At 71.9% G+C, this 19,130-nt stretch carries 19 protein-coding genes; 7 read left to right on the top strand and 12 right to left on the bottom strand.

The features are described from left to right. The first annotated feature begins 1 nt into the window (after position 1). Positions 2 to 760, top strand: coding sequence for a methyltransferase domain-containing protein (locus tag ACFT2C_RS22065; RefSeq protein ID WP_377209224.1), 759 nt, complete (start codon positions 2 to 4; stop codon positions 758 to 760). Between the two features lie 33 nt (positions 761 to 793). On the opposite strand, the gene ACFT2C_RS22060 is transcribed toward ACFT2C_RS22065, so the two are convergent. Then, on the bottom strand, positions 794 to 1,219 hold the full coding sequence (locus tag ACFT2C_RS22060) for an SRPBCC family protein (protein WP_377209223.1): 426 nt from the start codon (positions 1,217 to 1,219) through the stop codon (positions 794 to 796). 139 nt (positions 1,220 to 1,358) lie between these two features. On the opposite strand from ACFT2C_RS22060, the gene ACFT2C_RS22055 reads away from it, so the two are divergent. Beyond that, on the top strand, positions 1,359 to 2,141 hold the full coding sequence (locus ACFT2C_RS22055; protein WP_377209222.1) for an LLM class F420-dependent oxidoreductase: 783 nt from the start codon (positions 1,359 to 1,361) through the stop codon (positions 2,139 to 2,141). Positions 2,142 to 2,144: 3 nt separating this feature from the next. Here ACFT2C_RS22055 and ACFT2C_RS22050 read toward each other — a convergent pair whose 3' ends face one another. The 6 genes from ACFT2C_RS22050 to thpR all read right to left on the bottom strand — a co-directional run bounded on the left by ACFT2C_RS22050 (position 2,145) and on the right by thpR (position 11,002). Next, entirely contained in the window at positions 2,145 to 3,974 is a 1,830-nt protein-coding gene (locus ACFT2C_RS22050; protein WP_377209221.1) for a glycoside hydrolase family 15 protein, read from the bottom strand. Between the two features lie 106 nt (positions 3,975 to 4,080). Beyond that, a complete protein-coding gene (locus tag ACFT2C_RS22045) occupies positions 4,081 to 5,328 on the bottom strand; it encodes a hypothetical protein (protein WP_377209220.1) in 1,248 nt (415 codons plus the stop codon). A 151-nt stretch (positions 5,329 to 5,479) separates the two neighbouring features. Then, complete coding sequence (locus ACFT2C_RS22040) at positions 5,480 to 6,352, bottom strand: SDR family NAD(P)-dependent oxidoreductase (protein ID WP_377209219.1); 873 nt, start codon at positions 6,350 to 6,352, stop codon at positions 5,480 to 5,482. Beyond that, positions 6,345 to 8,936 carry a phenylalanine--tRNA ligase subunit beta gene (gene pheT, locus ACFT2C_RS22035; protein ID WP_377209218.1) on the bottom strand — a complete coding sequence of 864 codons (2,592 nt, stop codon included), beginning with the start codon at positions 8,934 to 8,936 and terminating at the stop codon, positions 6,345 to 6,347. The genes ACFT2C_RS22040 and pheT overlap by 8 nt, the downstream gene beginning before the upstream one ends. Before the next feature lies 1 nt (position 8,937). Continuing rightward, entirely contained in the window at positions 8,938 to 10,005 is a 1,068-nt protein-coding gene (gene pheS, locus ACFT2C_RS22030; protein WP_377209217.1) for a phenylalanine--tRNA ligase subunit alpha, read from the bottom strand. A 400-nt stretch (positions 10,006 to 10,405) separates the two neighbouring features. Next, positions 10,406 to 11,002: an RNA 2',3'-cyclic phosphodiesterase gene (gene thpR / locus ACFT2C_RS22025; RefSeq protein ID WP_377209216.1), complete on the bottom strand. Its 597-nt coding sequence runs from the start codon at positions 11,000 to 11,002 to the stop codon at positions 10,406 to 10,408. 15 nt (positions 11,003 to 11,017) lie between these two features. Here thpR and ACFT2C_RS22020 point away from each other — a divergent pair, with 15 nt between their 5' ends. After that, positions 11,018 to 11,395, top strand: a complete 378-nt coding sequence (locus ACFT2C_RS22020) for a hypothetical protein (RefSeq protein WP_377209215.1) — start codon at positions 11,018 to 11,020, stop codon at positions 11,393 to 11,395. Between the two features lie 16 nt (positions 11,396 to 11,411). Here the strand turns inward: ACFT2C_RS22020 and ACFT2C_RS22015 are convergent, their stop codons facing one another. Continuing rightward, positions 11,412 to 11,855: a hypothetical protein gene (locus tag ACFT2C_RS22015; RefSeq protein ID WP_377209214.1), complete on the bottom strand. Its 444-nt coding sequence runs from the start codon at positions 11,853 to 11,855 to the stop codon at positions 11,412 to 11,414. 167 nt (positions 11,856 to 12,022) lie between these two features. On the opposite strand from ACFT2C_RS22015, the gene ACFT2C_RS22010 reads away from it, so the two are divergent. Next, entirely contained in the window at positions 12,023 to 12,844 is an 822-nt protein-coding gene (locus tag ACFT2C_RS22010; RefSeq protein WP_377209213.1) for a MarR family winged helix-turn-helix transcriptional regulator, read from the top strand. Positions 12,845 to 12,881: 37 nt separating this feature from the next. Here the strand turns inward: ACFT2C_RS22010 and ACFT2C_RS22005 are convergent, their stop codons facing one another. From ACFT2C_RS22005 to infC, 4 genes are all read right to left on the bottom strand, one after another. Next, a complete protein-coding gene (locus ACFT2C_RS22005) occupies positions 12,882 to 13,718 on the bottom strand; it encodes a TrmH family RNA methyltransferase (protein WP_377209212.1) in 837 nt (278 codons plus the stop codon). Positions 13,719 to 13,780: 62 nt separating this feature from the next. Further along, complete coding sequence (rplT, locus tag ACFT2C_RS22000; protein ID WP_108490904.1) at positions 13,781 to 14,164, bottom strand: 50S ribosomal protein L20; 384 nt, start codon at positions 14,162 to 14,164, stop codon at positions 13,781 to 13,783. A 69-nt stretch (positions 14,165 to 14,233) separates the two neighbouring features. Continuing rightward, positions 14,234 to 14,428 (bottom strand): 50S ribosomal protein L35, encoded by a 195-nt coding sequence (rpmI, locus tag ACFT2C_RS21995; RefSeq protein ID WP_129783196.1) that lies wholly within the window; start codon positions 14,426 to 14,428, stop codon positions 14,234 to 14,236. 103 nt (positions 14,429 to 14,531) lie between these two features. Next, positions 14,532 to 15,599: a translation initiation factor IF-3 gene (gene infC, locus ACFT2C_RS21990; RefSeq protein WP_377209245.1), complete on the bottom strand. Its 1,068-nt coding sequence runs from the start codon at positions 15,597 to 15,599 to the stop codon at positions 14,532 to 14,534. A 284-nt stretch (positions 15,600 to 15,883) separates the two neighbouring features. Here infC and ACFT2C_RS21985 point away from each other — a divergent pair, with 284 nt between their 5' ends. The 3 genes from ACFT2C_RS21985 to ACFT2C_RS21975 all read left to right on the top strand — a co-directional run bounded on the left by ACFT2C_RS21985 (position 15,884) and on the right by ACFT2C_RS21975 (position 19,056). Further along, entirely contained in the window at positions 15,884 to 16,312 is a 429-nt protein-coding gene (locus tag ACFT2C_RS21985) for a Fur family transcriptional regulator (protein ID WP_377209211.1), read from the top strand. A gap of 47 nt (positions 16,313 to 16,359) precedes the next feature. Beyond that, positions 16,360 to 17,808 carry a catalase gene (locus ACFT2C_RS21980; RefSeq protein ID WP_377209210.1) on the top strand — a complete coding sequence of 483 codons (1,449 nt, stop codon included), beginning with the start codon at positions 16,360 to 16,362 and terminating at the stop codon, positions 17,806 to 17,808. 294 nt (positions 17,809 to 18,102) lie between these two features. Beyond that, positions 18,103 to 19,056, top strand: coding sequence for a glycosyl hydrolase family 18 protein (locus ACFT2C_RS21975; RefSeq protein WP_377209209.1), 954 nt, complete (start codon positions 18,103 to 18,105; stop codon positions 19,054 to 19,056). Positions 19,057 to 19,130: the final 74 nt, after the last annotated feature.

The following is a 19,130-nucleotide window of genomic DNA, read 5'->3' as shown; positions in this document are numbered from 1 at the left end:
GATGGCCGACTGGAATCCCGGCGCCTACCTGCAGTACACGGACGAGCGGTCGCGCCCGTTCACCGAGCTGGTCGCCCGGGTGCCCGGGGAGCCCGCCACTGTCCTCGACCTGGGGTGCGGGCCCGGGCACCTCACCGCCGTGCTCCGCGCACGCTGGCCCGAGGCCCACGTGACCGGGGCGGACGCCTCCCCCGCCATGATCGAGCGGGCCCGCGCGGCCGACCCGGACACCGAGTACGTGCTCGCCGACCTCAGCTCCGACGACCACACCGCCGACCTCGTCATCAGCAATGCCGCGCTGCAATGGGTGCCGGGGCATCGCAACCTGCTGCCCGCGCTCGCTGACCGGGCGGCACAGACGTTCGCCTTCCAGGTCCCGGGCAACCACGACGCGCCCAGCCACGTCCTGCTGCGGGAGGTCGCCGCCCGCGCGCCGTACGCCGACGTCGTCGGGCCGGTCGAACGCCGGGCCACCGCCGACCCGGCCGAGTACCTGGACCTCCTGGCCCGGCCAGGCTGGACGGTGGACGCATGGGAGACCACCTACACGCACCTGCTGCACGGGCCGGACCCGGTGCTGCGCTGGATCTCGGCGACGGGCGCCCAGCCCACGCTCCAGGCGCTGGAGGCCAAGGACCCCGCGCTGCGCACCCGGTTCGGGGAGGAGCTCGGCGCGGCTCTGCGCGAGGCCTACCCGGGGCGGGCCTACGGGACGCCGCTGGCGTTCCGACGGGTGTTCGTGGTGGCGGTGCGGGGCTGACCCGGGGCGCCCGGGCTGAGCCGCAGCGCCGGGCTACGGCTTGACCCGCGCCTTCAGACCGCCCAGCTCGGCGTTGACGTACTGCCGCGTGCGACCCCTGGTCAGCCCGCCGAGCAGCCACGCCAGCCCGCCCGTCTGCGTGATCGCGAGCGTCACCCGGGAACGGCCCTCGGGCAGCGGCTCCACCAGGTGCTCGGCCTGCGTGGTGACGCCGGCGGCCTCGCTGATCCATGCGAAGTGCCGCGGCGGGTCCCACTCGTCGACCAGCCAGATCGCGAGCCGCATCTTCGGCTGCTCGATCCGCACCTGGGTGCCGACGTCCGGCGGGTTCGGCCCGTCGATGATCTCGACGGACGTCATGGAGGGTGTCCACTCGGGCATGTGCTCGACGTCGGACAGGACCGTCCACACCGCCTCGGGCGTGGCGTCGATCTCCGTGGACGTGCTGTAGTTCGGCATCTGTGCTCCTGTCATCGCGTTGTCGCCGACCGGCGTCACACCCATAGTCTCGGCCCACCGGCACCCTGTCCGACGTGACCGACACACGTCGGGGCGGCGCGCCCTAGCGTGACGTCTTCGCGACGGCCTACCCTGCGGCATGATCGATCGACCGGCCCGCATCGCCGTCCAGCTCCACCCGCAGCACGCCGACTACGGCCAGATCCGCGACGCCGTGCTGCGCTGCGAGGACGCCGGCGTCGACATCGTCTTCAACTGGGACCACTTCTTCCCGCTCAACGGGGACCCCGACGGCAAGCACTTCGAGTGCTGGACCATGCTCGGCGCGTGGGCCGAGCAGACCGAGCGCGTCGAGATCGGCGCGCTGGTCACAGCTGTGGGCTACCGCAACCCCGACCTGCTCGCCGACATGGCGCGCACCGTGGACCACATCTCGGGCGGCCGGCTGATCCTCGGCCTCGGCGCCGGCTGGAAGGAGCGGGACTACGTCGAGTTCGGCTACGACTTCGGGACCGTCGGGTCCCGGATCGCCGACCTCGGCGCGGCACTGCCGCGCATCCGCGCCCGGCTCGCGGCGGGCAACCCGGCGCCGACCCGCGACATCCCGATCCTGATCGGCGGCGGGGGCGAGAGGAAGACGCTGCGCCTGGTGGCCGAGCACGCCGACATCTGGCACTCGTTCTCCGACGCGCCGACCCTGGTCCGCAAGTCCGGGATCCTCGACGAGCACGGGGCCGCCGTCGGCCGCGACACCGCGACACTGGTGGAGCGCTCGGCCGAGGTGCGGCACGGCTCGCCCGCGGAGCTCGCCGACCCGTTCGTGGCGGCGGGCGCCACGCTGTTCACCATCGGGCTCGGCGTGCCCGACCTCGACCTGTCCCTCGTCGAGGAGTGGGTCGCCTGGCGCGACGCCCAGGGGTGAGCGCTACAGCTCCACCTGCTCGACGACGCCGGCCTCCACGTCGCGGGCCGTCATGCCCTGGCCGAGGCGCAGCGCGCTGTTGACCAGGCCGAGGTGGCTGAACGCCTGCGGCGTGTTGCCGAGCTGACGGCCCGTGCGCACGTCGTACTCCTCGCTCAGCAGGCCCAGGTCGTTGCGGAGCGAGAGCAGCCGCTCGAACAGGGCCACCGCCTCCTCGCGCCGCCCGATCCCGTGCAGCGCGTCGACCAGCCAGAAGTTGCAGACCAGGAACGTCGCCTGACCGCCGGGCAGGCCGTCCACCCGGTCGTCGGCCGCGGTGTCGTACCGCAGCAGGAGCCCGTCCTGGCTCAGCTCGCGCTGCACCGCGTCGACGGTGCCGACGACGCGCGGGTCGTCCCAGGGCAGGAACCCCACCTGCCCGATCAGCAGCAGGGCCGCGTCGAGCCCTTCCGACCCGTAGAACTGCGTGAACGTGTTCCGGTCCGCGTCGAACCCCTCGGCGCACACCTCGGCGTGGATGCGGTCGCGCACCGCCCGCCACCGCTCGACGGGCTCGTCCACCAGACCGCCCTCCTCGACGGCGCGGACGGCGCGGTCGAACCCGGCCCAGGCCATGACCCGCGAGTGCACGAAGGCGCGCCGCGGGCCGCGCATCTCCCAGAGCCCGTTGTCGGGGTCGGCCCAGTGGTCCTCGAGGTGGTCCAGGAGCGCCTTCTGCATGCGCCAGGACTCCGCGTCGGGCTCCAGGCCTGCCGCGCGCGCCAGGTGCAGGGCATCGAGCGTCTCGCCCCACACGTCGATCTGGAGCTGGCCCGCCGCGCCGTTGCCGATCCGCACCGGGATCGAGCCCTCGAACCCGGGCAGCCAGTCGAGCGTGTACTCCGGCAGGCGCCGTCGCCCGTCGAGCCCGTACATGATCTGCAGGTCCGCCGGGTCGCCCGCGACGGCGCGCAGGAGCCACGCCCGCCAGGCACGCGCCTCGTCGATGAACCCCGTACCGACCAGGGCCTGCAGGGTGAACGCGGCGTCACGCAGCCAGCAGTACCGGTAGTCCCAGTTGCGCGCGCCGCCGATCTCCTCGGGCAGCGACGTCGTGGCGGCCGCCGCTATGGCCCCGGTCGGGGCGTAGGTCAGGGCCTTCAGCGTGATGAGGGACCGGTGCACGGCGTCGGCCCAGGGGCCGGCGTAGCTGGACCCCGCGATCCACGACTGCCAGAACTCCTCGGTGTCCCGGAGCGCCCCATCCGCCTCGACGGGATCCTTCGTGGCCTCGTAGGACGCGTGGTACGTCAGGACGAACGGCACCCGCTCGCCAGGGCCCACGGTGAACCGGGCGCGCAGGACCGAGCCGCCGGCCACGTCGTCGCGGGTCATCTCGACCGCGGTGTCGAGACGGACGGAGTCAGGGCCGGCCACGGCCCGCAGGGCCGCGCCGTCCTGCGTGATCCAGGGCACGACGTTCCCGTAGTCGAACCGCAGGCGCAGCTCGGTCGTCATCGGGACGCTCCCGCTGATCCCCTCGACGATCCGGACGACGTCGGCCTGGTGGCTGCGCGGAGGCATCAGGTCGATCACCCGGACCCTGCCCTCGGGCCGGTCCCACTCCGTCTCCAGGACCAGGGTGCCGTCCCGGTAGCGGCGGCTGGTGCACTCCCCGCCTGCCTCGGGCCCGAGGCGCCACGACCCGTGCTCGTCGCTACCCAGCAGCGCCGCGAAGCACGCCGGGGAGTCGAAGCGCGGCAGGCACATCCAGTCGATCGAGCCGTCCCGACCGATCAGGGCAGCGGTCTGCAGATCCCCGACAATTCCGTAATCTTCGATTCGGAGGGTCATCGACCCCCACACTAGGTTCGCCGGGCCGTCCTCACCAGGCGGCCATACGTGCCGGACGCCCAGGTCACCTTGGGTGGCCTGGGCGTCCGACGGGTGCGGGCTACGTTCAGAACGACGAGGCGTCCGCGGCGTACACCCACCGGTAGCCCGGGTGCTCGCCGAGCGACCACAGGTAGTCGCGGGTGGGGTCGTAGGACAGGTCCTCCGAGCCCACCGTGAGCGCGTTGCCGTGCCGCACCATCGAGCCGGACGGCGCCACGAACGTGTGCAGGTCGCCGTCGGCGTTCGGGTCCGAGAAGTTCGTGCCGTCGCTCTGCGAGTAGAAGAACTCACCGTTGATCGCGGTGGAGCCCTGAACGCTCTCCAGGTCAATTCGGTAGGCCTCGGTCGCCTTGATGACGCCGTCCGAGGCTGGCTTCAGGTACCGGTCTGTGTAGTCGATCGGGACCCGGATCGTGCGTACCTGGGCGCCGTTCGCGATATCGGTTGAGGTGCGGTACTCGCTCACGATCACCGAGTCGGGCGTGCTCGTCCGGTCGAGCGAGACCGACGAGTGCTGCAGCTGCGCGTAGCCGCCGGCCGTCGAGTCCGTGAACTTCGCCGTCTGCGGCAGCACGTACTTGTAGTCGAACGCGTGGTACGAGCCGTCGGACTGGCGCCCGATGGCCGACGAGTTCCCCGTCGAGACCTGCCACAGGTGGTCCAGGTCGAACACGCGGAAGCCACCGCTCGTGTCCGCCACGTACAGCAGGTTGCCGTACCACATGATGCCGCCGGCGTGGACGTCGACCGCCTTGTACGACGGCGCGCTCGTGGTCCCGGTCGGCTCGACCAGCAGGATGTGCCGGTACGGCGGCGCGGACGCGCTCGCGGACAGGTTGGACACGCTGACGCGGACGCCCTTGTCGATGCCGTCCTCGGCGTGGTCGTACCAGCTCACGAGGTTGAGGCGCTTGCCGTCGTACGTCCCGGCCTCGTACGCGTCGGAGCTGGTGGTGATGCCCTGCGGGTACCAGTCGGGGGTGTCCTGGTCGCCCGTGTTCCAGCAGTAGTACGCGGTGCGGTTCGTGACCGACGGCGCGCTCCCGCAGCTCGGGGTGCGGTTGGCGTCATCGGCCACCGCTCCCATGGTCACGTTCGGCAGCGCCGAGTCCAGCGCGCCGATCAGGGACGACGACGTCTCCGACAGCGTGTAGCGGAAGTTGCTCGCGGTGAGCGGTGTCGCGGCGGCCGCGACGGACGGCTCCGCCTGCTCGCTCGTGGCCTCCGTGGCGACGGCCTGGCCCGCTGACGCGAGCAGGGCGCAGATGCCCAGGCTCGCGATGGCGAGCGCGGGGCGACGACGATGACGCATGGTGGTCTCCTTGCGTGAGGGGACGGTTGCTTGCACACCGTAGGGAGTGCCCGTCCCCTCACACCAGTACCCCAGGGTGAAACGTCGCGTGTCCGCCGACCGTGCCGGCGGGGCCGCCCGGCTGGGCGGGCCACACCGACGAAGCCGCTGGTCAGCGCTTGGTGAGGGCGTCCGTCAGCGGATCACGGCTACCGGCCGGGAGCACCCGGAGCCGGCGGGCCGTCGCCCCGGCGCCCTCCTGCGCGACGTCGGCCGCCAGCGCCTTCAGCGACTCGGGCGTGTCCTGCGAGACGCGCAGGAACCACCCCGAGCAGGCGTCGAGCTCGCCGGCCGCTATCGCGTTCACGACGTCGGTCACGCGCTCGACCGGAGTCCACCGGGTGCGGCCCTCGTGCAGCGTCATGCCGGCCGTCATGTCGGTCTGCACGACGCCCGGGGCAAGCTCGAAGACGCGGATCCCGTGCCGGAAGCCGTCGGCGTGGAGGTTGGCGCCCATCCGGGTCAGCGCGGTCTTGCTCGCGTTGTACGCGGAGTAGCCCCCGCCCATCTCGTGCGAGCTCGCTCCGGAGGCCAGGTCGATGACCCGGCCGCCACCGCGCGCGATCATGCCCGGCACCGCATAGCGGCTGAACAGGAACGGCGCGCGCACGTTGGTCTCGAACACGGACCACCACTCGTCGGGGTCGGCCTCCCACAGGGGGTGCTCCGGCTCGATGGCGCCCGCGTTGTTGACCAGCAGGTCGATCGACCCGAGCGCCTCCTCTGCCTGCCCGACGGCGGCGCGCACCGCCGCCGGGTCGGACACGTCGGCCGTCAGCTCGATCGCCGTCGCCCCCAGCGCCCGGATCTCCGTGGCGACGGCCCGGAGCCGTTCCGCGTCCCGGGCGAGCAGGGCAACGTCCAGCCCTGCTCGCGCGAGACCCAGTGCGATCTCCCGGCCGATGCCACGCGAGGCGCCCGTGACGAGCGCCGTGCGTGCCGGCAGGGTCTCGGCGGGGTCGGCCTCCCGGCCGGGCTCAGCCACGCAGCACCGCACCGACCTTGGTGGCCGCCGACGCCACGACGGCGTCGCGCACCGCGCGGACCTCGTTCGCGGACAGCGTCCGGTTCGCGGCACGCAGGCGGAGCGAGTACGCGAGGGACTTCTTGCCCTCGCCCACCTGCTCCCCCGTGAAGACGTCGAACAGCGCCACGTCCTCGAGCAGGTCACCGGCGCCCGTCACGATCGCCGACCGCACGGCCTCGGCCGGCACGTCGTCGCCGACCACGAAGGCGAAGTCCTCCTTGGCCGCGGGGAACGCCGACACGGGCGCCGCGACCACGGGCTCGCCCGAGGCCGCGTCGACCAGGACGCTCAGGTCCACCTCGAACGCCGCGGCGCGGGCGGGCAGCCCCAGCGCCTCGACGACCTTGGGGTGCAGCTCCCCGGCGTGACCGACGACGGTTCCGTCCGTGAGCTCCAGGCGGGCACAGCGCCCCGGGTGCCACGGCATCTGGTCGGTGTCCGGGACGACCACTACCTCGGCCCGGGCACGCTCGGCGACCAGGCGGGCCGCCGCGAGGGCGTCCTCCCAGCCGGCCGCGCGGCCCTCGCCCCACCAGCCGGCCAGCTCGCGCTTGCCGGTCAGCACGCCGGCGACCCGGCGCGGCTGCTCCGGGACGGCCGCCGCGAGCGCGGCGAGCTGCTCGTCGGTGGGCCGCACCCCGCCGGGCAGCGCGGGCGCCGCGGGGGCACCCGCTGCCGGCAGGGTGACGAGGCCGACCTCGTACACCGCCAGATCGGTCAGCCCGCGCGACACGTTGCGCCGCACCGTGTCGAGCAGCGTGACGAGCAGGTTCGACCGCATCAGCGGCTTGTCGTCGGCCATCGGGTTGACGAGGCGGAGCGAGGCGCGCCGCGGGTCGCCGTCGGGCAGGCCGAGCGCGTCGTACTCGGCGGTCCCGACGAACGGGTAGCTGAGCGTCTCGACGAAGCCGGCCTCGGCCAGGGCGCGGGCGACCGAGCGGCGCGTGCGCTGCTCGGTCGTGAGCCCGCGGCCGCCCAGAGCGGCCGGGAGCACCGACGGCACCTGGTCGTAGCCCTGGATGCGCACGACCTCCTCGACCAGGTCGGCGGGCTCGGTGAGGTCGGGCCGCCAGGACGGCGGGGTGACCGTGAGGGTCTCGACGGGCTCGACCGCCGAAGAGGCGGCCACCGGGGAACCGTCGGCCACCGTGCAGCCGATCTCCTCGAGCGTGCTGCGCACCTGCTCCGGGGTGTACTCGACGCCCACGAGCCGAGTGGGCTCCGTGACCTTGAGCGCAATCGGCTGCGGGGTCCCCTGGGCGGTGTCGTCGAGGTCGCTCACCGCCGGGTCGGCGGTGCCGCCGCCCAGCTCGACCAGCAGGTCGACGACGCGCTGCGCCGCGACCGGCGGGAGGAGCGGGTCGACACCGCGCTCGAAGCGCTTGGCGGCCTCGCTGGAGAGCTTGTGCCGCCGCGCCGTGCGGGCGACGGTGATCTGGTCGAAGTGGGCCGCCTCGACGAGCACGTCCGTCGTGGTGTCGCTGACCTCCGACGAGGCTCCGCCCATCACGCCGGCGAGGCCGAGCACGCGGCTGCCCGCGCCGTCCGGCGAGTCGGTGATCAGCAGGTCCTCGGCGTCCAGGGCGCGGTCGGCGTCGTCCAGGGTGGTGAGGCGCTCGCCGGCGGTGGCCCGGCGGACCACTATCGGGGCCGCGACCTTGACGAGGTCGTAGGCGTGCAGCGGCTGCCCGAGGTCGAGCATCACGTAGTTCGTGATGTCGACGGCCAGGGAGATGGACCGCATGCCGGAGCCCTCGAGGCGGTGCTTCATCCACGCGGGCGTGGGCGCTGACGGGTCGATGCCGCGCACGATCCGCGTCACGAAGCGGTCGCAGCCCACGACGCCGTTGATCGGCGCCTCGTCCCGTACCCGCACCTCGAACCCGTCAGGGGTCGCGGACGGCTCGGCGCCCGTGGCCAGGCCACGGTCGGTGAACTTCGCGCCCGTGGAGTGGGCGTACTCGCGCGCGACGCCGCGGTAGCTGAACGCGTACCCGCGGTCCGGGGTCACGTTGATCTCCAGGACCTCGTCGCCGAGGCCAAGGAGGGCTGTGGCGTCCTGGCCGGGGGTGAGGTCCTCGACCGCGAAGCCCATGTCCCGGGGCAGCACGATGATGCCGTGCGCGCCGTCGTCGCCCAGGCCGAGCTCGGCGGTGGAGCAGATCATGCCGTCGGAGACGTGTCCGTAGGTCTTGCGGGCGGCGATGGGGAACGGTCCGGGCAGCACGGTGCCGGGCAGCGCGACGGCCACGAGGTCGCCGGGCGCGAAGTTGTGCGCGCCGCAGACGATGCCGCGGGACCCGTCGATGTTGTGCTCCGGCCCGACGTCGACCTGGCACCAGTTGATCGTCTTGCCGTTCTTCTGGGGCTCGGGGCTCATCTCGAGCACGCGGCCGACCACGAGAGGGCCGGTCACGGCCGCCCCGTGGATCGCCTCTTCTTCCAGGCCCACCTTGACGAGGTCGGCCGCGAGCTGCTCGGCGGTGAGGTCCGCGGGCACCTCGACGTGGTCCGCGAGCCAGTCCTTCACGATGAGGGGCACTTCAGATCTCCGTCCCGAACTGGGTGGAGAAGCGCACGTCGCCCTCCACTATGTCGTGCATGTCCGCGATCGAGTGGCGCAGCATGAGCGTGCGCTCGATGCCCATGCCGAACGCGAAGCCCGTGTACTCCTCCGGGTCCACTCCCGCGGCACGCAGCACGTTCGGGTTGACCATCCCGCAGCCACCCCACTCGATCCAGCCTGCGCCGCCCTTCTTCTGCGGGAACCACAGGTCCATCTCGGCGGACGGCTCCGTGAACGGGAAGAACGCCGGGCGCAGGCGGGTCCTGGCCTCCGGCCCGAACATCGCCCGCGCGAACGCGTCCAGCGTGCCCACGAGATTCGCCATGGTCAGGCCCTTGTCGACCGCGAGGCCCTCGACCTGGTGGAACACCGGCGTGTGGGTCTGGTCGAGCGCGTCGGTGCGGAACGTCCGGCCGGGGCACGCGATGTACAGGGGCACGCCGCGCTCCAGCAGGGAGCGCGCCTGGACCGGCGACGTGTGGGTACGCAGAACGAGGTTCGAGTCGGCGGCGCCGTCCCCGGCGACGTAGAACGTGTCCTGCATCTGCCGGGCCGGGTGGTCCGGGCCGAAGTTCAGCGCGTCGAAGTTGAACCATTCGGCCTCGACCTCGGGTCCCTCGGCGATCTCCCAGCCGAGGCCCACGAAGAAGTCGGCGATGCGCTCCTGGACCAGCTCGATCGGGTGGCGGGCGCCCGACGTCGCGCGCTGGACCGGGAGGGTGACGTCTACCGTCTCCTCCGCGAGCACGCGTGCGTCGCGCTCGGCCTCCAGCTCCGTCTGACGGGCGGCGATCGCCTGGTTGAGCCGGCCGCGGCGCGGGCCGACGAGCTTGCCGGCCTTCGCCTTGTCCGGACCGGGCAGTGCGCCGATCCCGCGGTTGGCGAGGGCCAGTGCGCTGCGGTCTCCCGTGTGCTGGGTACGAACAGCCTTCAGCGCGTCGAGGTCGCCGGCCTTGGCGATGTCGTCGAGGGCGGCCTTGACCGCGGCGTCGAGTGCCGCCTCGTCGAGCGGATCGATGGGTGCCTTCTCATCGGGCGTGGACATGCTTGCCTTCCTGGCGGATTCGGGAGCCGGCTCTGTCCCCTGCCTGGGGACCCGTACCGGCATCTGGAGTCTATGTGCCCGCCAGGGCTCAGGACGCGTTGTCCACAGGGCAGCTCAGTGCCCGCGCGCAGCGCTCGCCGCACGGCCCGTAGCGGGCCGCATAAATCGGCGGGTCATCGGCTGCATGAATCCATCATTCCATGGCGGGGTGAGCGCGGGCAACGTCGATTCCCCCGTTCGGAGCATGCGTGCTTGGCATACTTTTTTGGGCGTGTCAGTGAGCCGGCGTAGGGTGCAACACATGTTCGAAGCGCTTCGGACAACCCCTGTCTCCACGGCCGGGGCGGCCCTGGTCCCGGCCGTGGAGACGGGCCTCTCGCGGCGGGCTACCGTCCGCCGATCAACCCTCGAGAGCCCAGGTCTCCACGATCTCGTAGCGCGAGCCGCCCTGCGCGCCCTCCCCGGGGTGCGACTCCACCAGCGCGAACGAGTCCGCCGTCCAGTCGGGCCCGGCGTACACGGACAGCGCCTGGGCGGCGGGCTCCAGCGCCGAGCGCGGCTCGCCGCCCGCACGCCCGCCCCAGCGGTCCCGGCCTCGCGGCGGCCGCACCTGGCCGGCCCGCGCGTGGGCGACGGTGACGTGCGCGCGGTGCGGCTTGACGTCGTCCGGCACCTCGCGCGGCGACGCCGCCAGGCAGTCGGTCGCCAGGTCCTTCAGCGCACCGGTGCCGCCGTCGACGCCGATCCACAGGACACGGGCGCCGAACGACCCGGCGCCGCGCAGCCGTAGGTCGATGGGCCCGTGCTTGCGGGCGACGTCGGACAGGTCCTCGCACAGCTCCGGGACCGTCCCCTCGGGGAGGTCCGCGTAGAACGCGAGGGTGATGTGCAGGCTCTCCCGGGGAACCCAGCGTGGAGAGGCCGGCACACCGTCGACGGCGAGCCCGAGATGGTCCTTGACACTCGTGGGCGGGATGACCGCCGTGAACAACCGCACGTCACGATCCTATGCGTGCGCAACTCACCGCACGCCATGATTTCTGTGCCGACCATGGCCTGCGGTTCGACGTCGGACTGCGACATGCTTGTCGTCATGCTGACCACGATCATCCTGAGCTTTCTCGCCGGCGTGTGGGGCGGCAACGGCATCCCCCACTTCGTCCGCGGCATCACCAAGCAGGACTACCCGTCGGCCCTGGGCAGCGGGCCGCTCCCCAACCTGGTCGCCGGCTGGCTGGCCCTGGCCACCACTCCGCTGTGGCTCCTGTGGTCGCCGGCCGCGGACCACCCGGTCGCCGCCTGGATCTCGGGTTCGCTCGGCGTCCTGGCGATCGGCCTGTTCCACGCGGGTCCCGGCGCGTTCGGACGAAGCACCGGCAACCGGGGGTGAGCCTGGGCGCCGGACGTCATCCGCGGCGGCGGCGCACTACAGCCCATCCGACGAGCGCCGCCGCGAGCACGAATGCCACCTGGCCCCCGAGCACTATCCGGTTCACGTTGACGGCCGGGACCCAGCGCACAGCCTGGCCTTCGACGACGAACGCGCCGGCCGGCTCGGCCCGGCGCCCGAAGCCGACGCCGCCACCGCCGCCGTCCGGTCGGGGATGCGGACCGGCATCCGGCTCGGAGCGGTCCGCGGCCGCCTCGGCGGGCGCGCCCTCGGGCGAGTCCGGCGCAGTCGCCGCGCCATGGTCCGGGCCGCCGGCACCGGCGCCCCCGCTGGACCACACGTGCGCCGCCGGGATGACGAGCACCCCGTCGCGCTCTATCGGCTCGCCGTAGACCTCCCGCGCGCCGAACGACTCGGCCACGGCCTCACTGATCCGGTGCAGGTCCGGTATATGCCTCATCCGTCCACCGTAGGGGACGGACGCCCCGCGATCACGCCGACGCCGCCGCCTCTCCTCGGCTAGATGTCAGGCACACGACAGTCAGGCACTTGACAAGTTCGACGACAGAGGCGCATAGTCATTGTCAGGCGCCTGACAGACAGGTGCCTGACGATCCAAGGAGAAGCATGAACGACCCGAACGAGAACGAGAACGCCCCGGACGAGAGCACGAACGAGAGCGAGGCCACCATGAACGACACCGACCAGATCGAGCACGAGACCGAGCACGAGACCGACGACCCGCGCCAGGAGGCGATGCACCGGCTGTCGACGGTCGGCATGCTGCAGATGCACCAGCTCAGGCGCGCGAAGCGCACCGGGCGCGGAGCCCCGTGGCTGGACCCGAGCCAGGGACAGGGCCGGGTGCTGGCCCTGCTGCAGCTCAAGCCCGAGACCACGCAGAAGGACCTCACGTTCCTGCTGGGCATGTCCCGGCAGGCGACGGCCGAGCTGCTGTCCAAGCTGGAGAAGCAGGGGCTGATCGAGCGCGAGCCCTCGGCCGACGACAAGCGCGTGGTCGTGGTTCGCCTCACCGAGGCGGGCAAGGCCGCCGAGCAGGCCACCGAGCGCCCCCCGTACGGGACGGCGGAGCTGCTGGACGTCCTCGACGACGACGAGGTGGCGCAGCTGTCCGGCTACCTGGGCCGGGTCCTCGAGCGCGCGGAGCAGGACTGGGCCGAGGAGTTCGGCGAGCGTCGCGAGGCGTTCGAGGAGTTCTGGCGGTCCCGCGGCGGGTTCGACCCGCGCATGCGCCCCGGGTTCGGACGCGGCGGGTTCCCCGGCGGGTTCGGCGGACCTGGCGGATTCGGCGGACCGGGTTGGTTCGGCGGGCCTGGCGGGCCTGGCGGCCCCGGCGGACACCCCGGACACCCCGACCACCCGGGCCCGCACGGCCCGCACGGCCGGCGTGGCCGGCGCGGTCGGCGGGACGACCAGGGCGAGGAGTGACGGCGAGTGCGCCGGTACTCAGCCGCGGCCGGCGCTCTCAGCGCTGGGCGCGGCTGCTCGCGTACAGGCAGACGGTCGCCGCCGTCGCGAGGTTGAGCGACTCGGCCTTGCCGCGGATCGGCACCCGCACGACGGCGTCGGCCAGTGCGCGGTCCTCCTCGGGCAGGCCCCAGGCCTCGTTGCCGAACACCCAGGCGGTCGGCGCGGCGAGGTCCGGGCCGGCGCCGCTGCCAGCGGCGTCCTGCAGGTCGTCCAGATCGAGCGGCCCGGCGCCGTCCGCCGCGAGGACGTGGCAGCCCGCGGCGCGCAGCTCCGCAAGCGCGGCCTCCAGCGACAGCCCGGTGACGACGGGCAGGTGGAACAGCGACCCGGCGGTGGAGCGCACGACCTTCGGGTTGTGCACGTCGACGCTCTCCCCCGCGAGGACCACGAGGTCCGCGCCGGCGGCGTCGGCGGCCCGGACGACGGTGCCGGCGTTCCCGGGGTCGCGAACGGAGGCGAGCACGGCGGCCAGCAAGGGCCGTCCGGCACGCTCGGGGTCGCGCGCGCCCAGCGCCTCGCGCAGCGTCGGCGCGGCGGACCGCACGACGGCGAGCACGCCCTGGGCGTCGGCGCTCATGGCGTCGAGGACCTCGGGGGTGCCGAGGTGCAGGAAAAGCCCGGCCGAGCGGGCGTCGTCGACGATCTCCGGGTACCGCGACGCGGCCGACGGCGTCAGGTAGACGTCGCGGACGGACGACGGCGCGTGCCGGACGGCCTCCCGAACGCCCTGGGGGCCCTCGACCAGGTACTGGCCGTGCCGGGAGCGCGCCGAAAGCCCGGCCAGTGCCCGTACGTGCTTGACGCGGTCCGCTCGCGGATTCGCGAGCGTCACGTCAAGCGCCGTCGGGGCCTCCGAAGAGTGCACTGACCGGGCGTCCGGTGAACTGCTCAACCTCAGGCAGCGGCCGGGGCGTTGACATCCGCCGGCAGCGCGTCCTTGGCAACCTGGACGAGGGCGTTGAACGCCGCCACGTCGTTGACCGCGAGCTCGGCGAGCATGCGGCGGTCGACCTCGACACCAGCGGCCTTGAGGCCCTGGATGAGGCGGTTGTAGGTCAGACCCTGCGCGCGGGACGCAGCGTTGATGCGCTGGATCCACAGCTTGCGGAAGTCGCCCTTGCGCGCCTTCCGGTCGCGGTAGGCGTAGACGAGCGAGTGGGTGACCTGCTCCTTCGCCTTCCGGTAGAGGCGCGAGCGCTGGCCGCGGTAACCGGCGGCGCGCTCAAGGGTTGTACGGCGCTTCTTCTGGGCATTTACTGCCCGCTTCACGCGTGCCACGTGAGACTCCTTGTACTTCGGGGCTTAAAAGGGTTCTTGGTGACGCCTGTCAGGCGCACACCACAAAGGTCACTTACCGAGCAGCTTCTTGACCTTCTTGACGTCGGCCGGTGCAACCACCTGGTCCATGGCCAGACGGCGCGTGCGACGGCTGGACTTGTGCTCCAGGTAGTGGCGGGCGTTGGTCTGCTCGCGCATGACCTTGCCGCTACCCGTGACCTTGAACCGCTTCTTGGAGCCGGAGTGCGTCTTGTTCTTCGGCATGACTGCCGTCTCTCCTCATGTCGGTCGACCGCTGCTGGAGCGGCGACGTTTACCAGGGCCGGTGGGCCGGCCCGGTGTCGTGGTGGTCTTGGGGACCGTGGCCTCAGCCGGCCTTGCGGGGCGCACGCGGCTTGGGGGCCACGGGCTTCGGCGCCGGCTTGGGGGCCGGTACGGGCTTCGGAGCTGCCTTGGCGGCGGGCTTCGCTGCCGGCTTCGTGGCAGTCCTGGCCGCGGGCTTGGTGGCCGGCTTCGGCGCTGCCGGGGCTGGCTTCTCGGCGACGGGCTCGGGCTCGGCGACCGGCTCGGGCTCCGCCTCGACGACGGGCTCGGGCTCGACGACGGGCTCGGCCTCGACGACGGGCTCGGCCTCGGCGACCGGCTCGGGCGCCGCGGCGGGCTCCTCGACCGAGGTCTCGACCGTCTCGTCCACCAGGTCCTCGACCGTCTCGTCCACCAGGTCCTCGACCGGCTCGGAGCCCTCGGGCTCGTCCGCCGCGCGGGCCTGTGCCTTGGCCTCCGACTTGGTCATCCGGCCTGCGTTGATCTCGGTAGCGCGCTTGCGCTGCTCGACCTTGGCGTCAGCCTTCTTCTTGACCGGCCCGAGGACCATGGTCATGTTGCGGCCGTCCTGCTTCGGCATCGACTCGACGAAACCGAGTTCGGAGACGTCCTCCGCGAGGCGCTCCAGCAGGCGACGACCCATCTCCGGGCGCGACTGCTCGCGGCCGCGGAACATGATCATGACCTTGACCTTGTCGCCGGCCGAGAGGAAGCGAACGACGTGGCCCTTCTTGGTGCCGTAGTCGTGCGGGTCGATCTTCAGACGGAACCGGATCTCCTTGAGGACCGTGTTCGCCTGGTTGCGCCGCGCCTCTCGCGCCTTCATGTCGGACTCGTACTTGAACTTGCCGAAGTCCATGAGCTTGGCGACAGGCGGGCGGGCGTCCGGCGCGACCTCGACGAGGTCGAGGTCAGCGTCCTGGGCGAGCTTCAGGGCGACCGCCGTGGCAACCACGCCGACCTGCTCCCCGCCGGGACCGATGAGTCGGACCTCGGGGACACGGATCCGGTCGTTGATGCGAGGCTCGGTGATGGTGATGCTCCTAAGAAGTCGTTGATGGACCACCAGGAACGGGAAATGGCCCCCGCCCTGAACACAGGTGGAGGCCATCACGAGGAAAGGGTATGCAGACCCGACGGGAATGCCGTCGAGACTTCCTACCCGACCAAGGACCCGGACTCTGTCGGCGCCTTGCGGCGCTCTGTCGTGACTCGGGTGGGATGGGATCCACTTTGCGCACCCGGCTCGCACCGGGTCGGTCGTGCGTACACCATAACAACACCACGACGCCGGGGGCCAGCCCGGACAGTGTGACATCACCCGCTCGGGCCGGGCGGGGCGGCGTCGGGCAGCCCAACTGGAATCATTCCAGATTACGGTCTAGGGTGCTCGGCATGCCGTCCACCGCCCCCGCTGCCACGACGCCCGAGGACCTCCTCCGCGGCGTCGGCCTGCGCGTGACCGCCGTCCGCGTCGCGGCGCTGCACGCGTTGGGCGACAAGCAGCACGCCACGGCGGACGACGTCCTCGGCTCGGTCCGGGCGGCGCTCGGCACGGTGTCCGTCCAGGCGGTCTACGACGTCCTGCACGCGCTGACCGACGCACGGCTCCTGCGCCGCATCGAGCCCGCCGGCCACCCCGCCCGGTACGAGCGCCGCACCGGCGACAACCACCACCACGTCGTCTGCCGCTCGTGCGGCGCCATCGGCGACGTGGACTGCCCTGTCGGCCACGCGCCGTGCCTCACCCCGAGCGACGACCACGGCTTCGTGGTCGAGACCGCCGAGGTCACCTACTGGGGCCTGTGCCCTGACTGCCGCTGACCGAAGCAAAGAATCCCCGCAAGCAGCAAAGGAAGGCAAGCCACGCGATGACTACTCCCTACACCACCACGCAGACCGGTACGCCGGTCGTCAGCGACGCGCACTCGCTGACGGTCGGCGCCGACGGCGCCACGGTCCTCCACGACCGCTACCTGGTCGAGAAGCTCGCGCAGTTCAACCGCGAGCGCGTCCCGGAGCGGATCGTGCACGCCAAGGGCGGCGGCGCCTTCGGCGAGTGGGAGATCACCGGTGACGTGTCGCAGTACACGCGTGCCGCGGCCTTCCAGCCGGGCGCCGCGGGCGAGGTGGCGCTGCGCTTCTCGTCCGTCGCCGGCGAGATGGGCTCCCCCGACACCTGGCGCGACGTGCGCGGCTTCGCCCTGCGCTTCTACACGACCGAGGGCAACCTCGACATCGTCGGCAACAACACGCCGGTGTTCTTCATCCGCGACGCGATCAAGTTCCCGGACTTCATCCACTCGCAGAAGCGCCTGCCGTGGTCGGGCCTGCGCGACGCCGACATGCAGTGGGACTTCTGGACCCTGTCCCCGGAGTCGGCCCACCAGGTCACCTACCTCATGGGCGACCGCGGCCTCCCGTCCTCGTGGCGCGAGCTGAACGGCTACGGCTCGCACACCTACCTGTGGACCAACGACGCGGGCGAGAAGTTCTGGGTCAAGTACCACTTCATCTCCCGCCAGGGCGTGAAGTTCCTCGGTAGCGACGAGGCCGAGAAGATCGCCGGCGCCGACGCGGACTACTACCGTCGCGACCTCTACGAGGCCATCGAGCGCGGCGACAACCCGGTCTGGGACATCAAGGTCCAGGTGATGCCGTACGACGACGCGAAGACCTACCGCTTCAACCCGTTCGACCTGACCAAGGTCTGGCCGCACGCGGACTACCCGCTGATCCACTTCGGCCACTTCACGCTGAACCGCAACCCGAAGAACCACTTCGCGGAGATCGAGCAGATCGCGCTGTCCCCGGCCAACCAGGTCCCGGGCACCGACATCTCGCCCGACAAGATGCTGATGGCCCGCGTGTTCTCCTACCCGGACGCGCAGCGCTACCGCGTGGGCACCAACTACCAGTCGGTGCCGGTGAACCAGCCGCACGCCGCCGAGGTGCACAACTACTCGCAGGACGGCTCGCAGCGGCACCACTTCAACGAGGTGGGCACGCCCAACTACGCGCCGAACTCGTTCGGCGGCCCCGTCGCCGACCCGGCCCGCGGCCAGGACGGCGCCTGGGAGTCGGACGGCGCCCTGGTCCGCTCCGCCGCCACGCTGCACAGCGAGGACAGCGACTTCGGTCAGCCGGGCACGCTCTACCGCGACGTCTACGACGACGGCGCCAAGGCCCGCCTGCTGGAGACCCTGACCGGTCAGGGCCAGGCCATCACGGTCGACGAGATCCGTGAGCGCTTCTTCCAGTACTGGACCAACGTCGACGAGGAGCTGGGCGCCAAGCTGCGCTCGGCGGTCTCCGCCTGATCCACCCTCTCCGCCGGAGGCCGGGTCCCCTTGTCGGGGACCCGGCCTCTGCTGTCCCGCCGCACACGGCCTGCTGAGCTGGGTTCAGCAGGCCGCAGGCGACCGGAATCGGCCCGACAATGGTCGCCGTTCGCCTGCTGAACCCAGCTCAGCAGTCGGCATGAGGGGTTTCCGCAGGAGTTCGCAGGGCTTCTTGCCCGACGTCGTTGGTCCCGTTACCGTCCTCGATGCGCTCTAAACCGCTTTAGGGCGGACGACGCCCACGACACCGCATCGAGATCAAGGGAGTCAACGATGTCCCGCTCGCTCTTCCGGATCGGCGCCGCTCTCGCGGCCGGCCTGCTGGCACTGACGGCAGCGGCCGGCCCGGCCACCTCTGCACCGAAGCACGACCCGAAGCCGGAGCCGGCCGCCGCTTCCCACCGGGTCCTGGCCTTCTACCAGACGATCTACGAGACCGGCTCCGACGGCGTCCGCCGGTACGTCGACCCCAAGCCGCTGCTCGGTTCGGTCACCGACGTCAACGTCGGGGCGATCCACCTGAACGCCGACGCCTCCCTCACGGTCAACGACATCCCGGCCGACCACGCCGAGCTCGGCGTCATGTGGGACGACCTGGCGACCATGCAGGACCAGGGGGTGACCGTCAGCGCGTTCGTCGGCGGCGCCGCGCCGGGCACCTACCGCTACCTGCACGAGGACTTCGAGCGGTACTACCCCGTCCTGCGCGACTTCCTGCGTGCCTACGGGCTGGACGGCGTCGACCTCGACATCGAGGAGACGTTCTCCCTGGCGGACACGATCCACCTGGTCGACAGGCTGCGCGCCGACTTCGGCCCCGACTTCGTCGTCACGCTCACGCCCGTGGCGACGGACATGGCCGGCCGGTCGAGCTTCTCGGGCGGCTTCTCCTACGCGGAGCTCGAGCGCCGGGCCGGCGACCGGATCGACTGGTACAACACCCAGTTCTACTGCGGCTGGGGCGACCTGCGGTCCACCACGGTCTACGACCAGATCCTCGCCAACGGGTTCACCCCCGACCGCGTCGTGGCGGGCACGGTCACCAACCCTGCGAACTGCAGCGGGTACGTGGACTGGCCCACCTTCGACGCCACGGTCGGCTCGCTGGTGGCGGCGCACCCGGACTTCGGCGGCGTCTTCGGCTGGGAGTACTTCAACTCCGTCGGCTACGACGGCGGCGGCCGCGCCACCTGGTTCGCCCACGCGGCGAACGTCGTCGGCTCCTGAGAGGCTGACGCGGGTGATCGGCAGAACGTCAGGTGGTCGGTACCTCGGAATACCGACCACCAGACGTTCTTCCG

It is taken from the genome of Promicromonospora sp. NPDC057138, from assembly GCF_042670845.1.
Lineage (GTDB): Bacteria > Actinomycetota > Actinomycetes > Actinomycetales > Cellulomonadaceae > Promicromonospora.
This window is presented reverse-complemented; position numbering and strand designations above follow the sequence as displayed.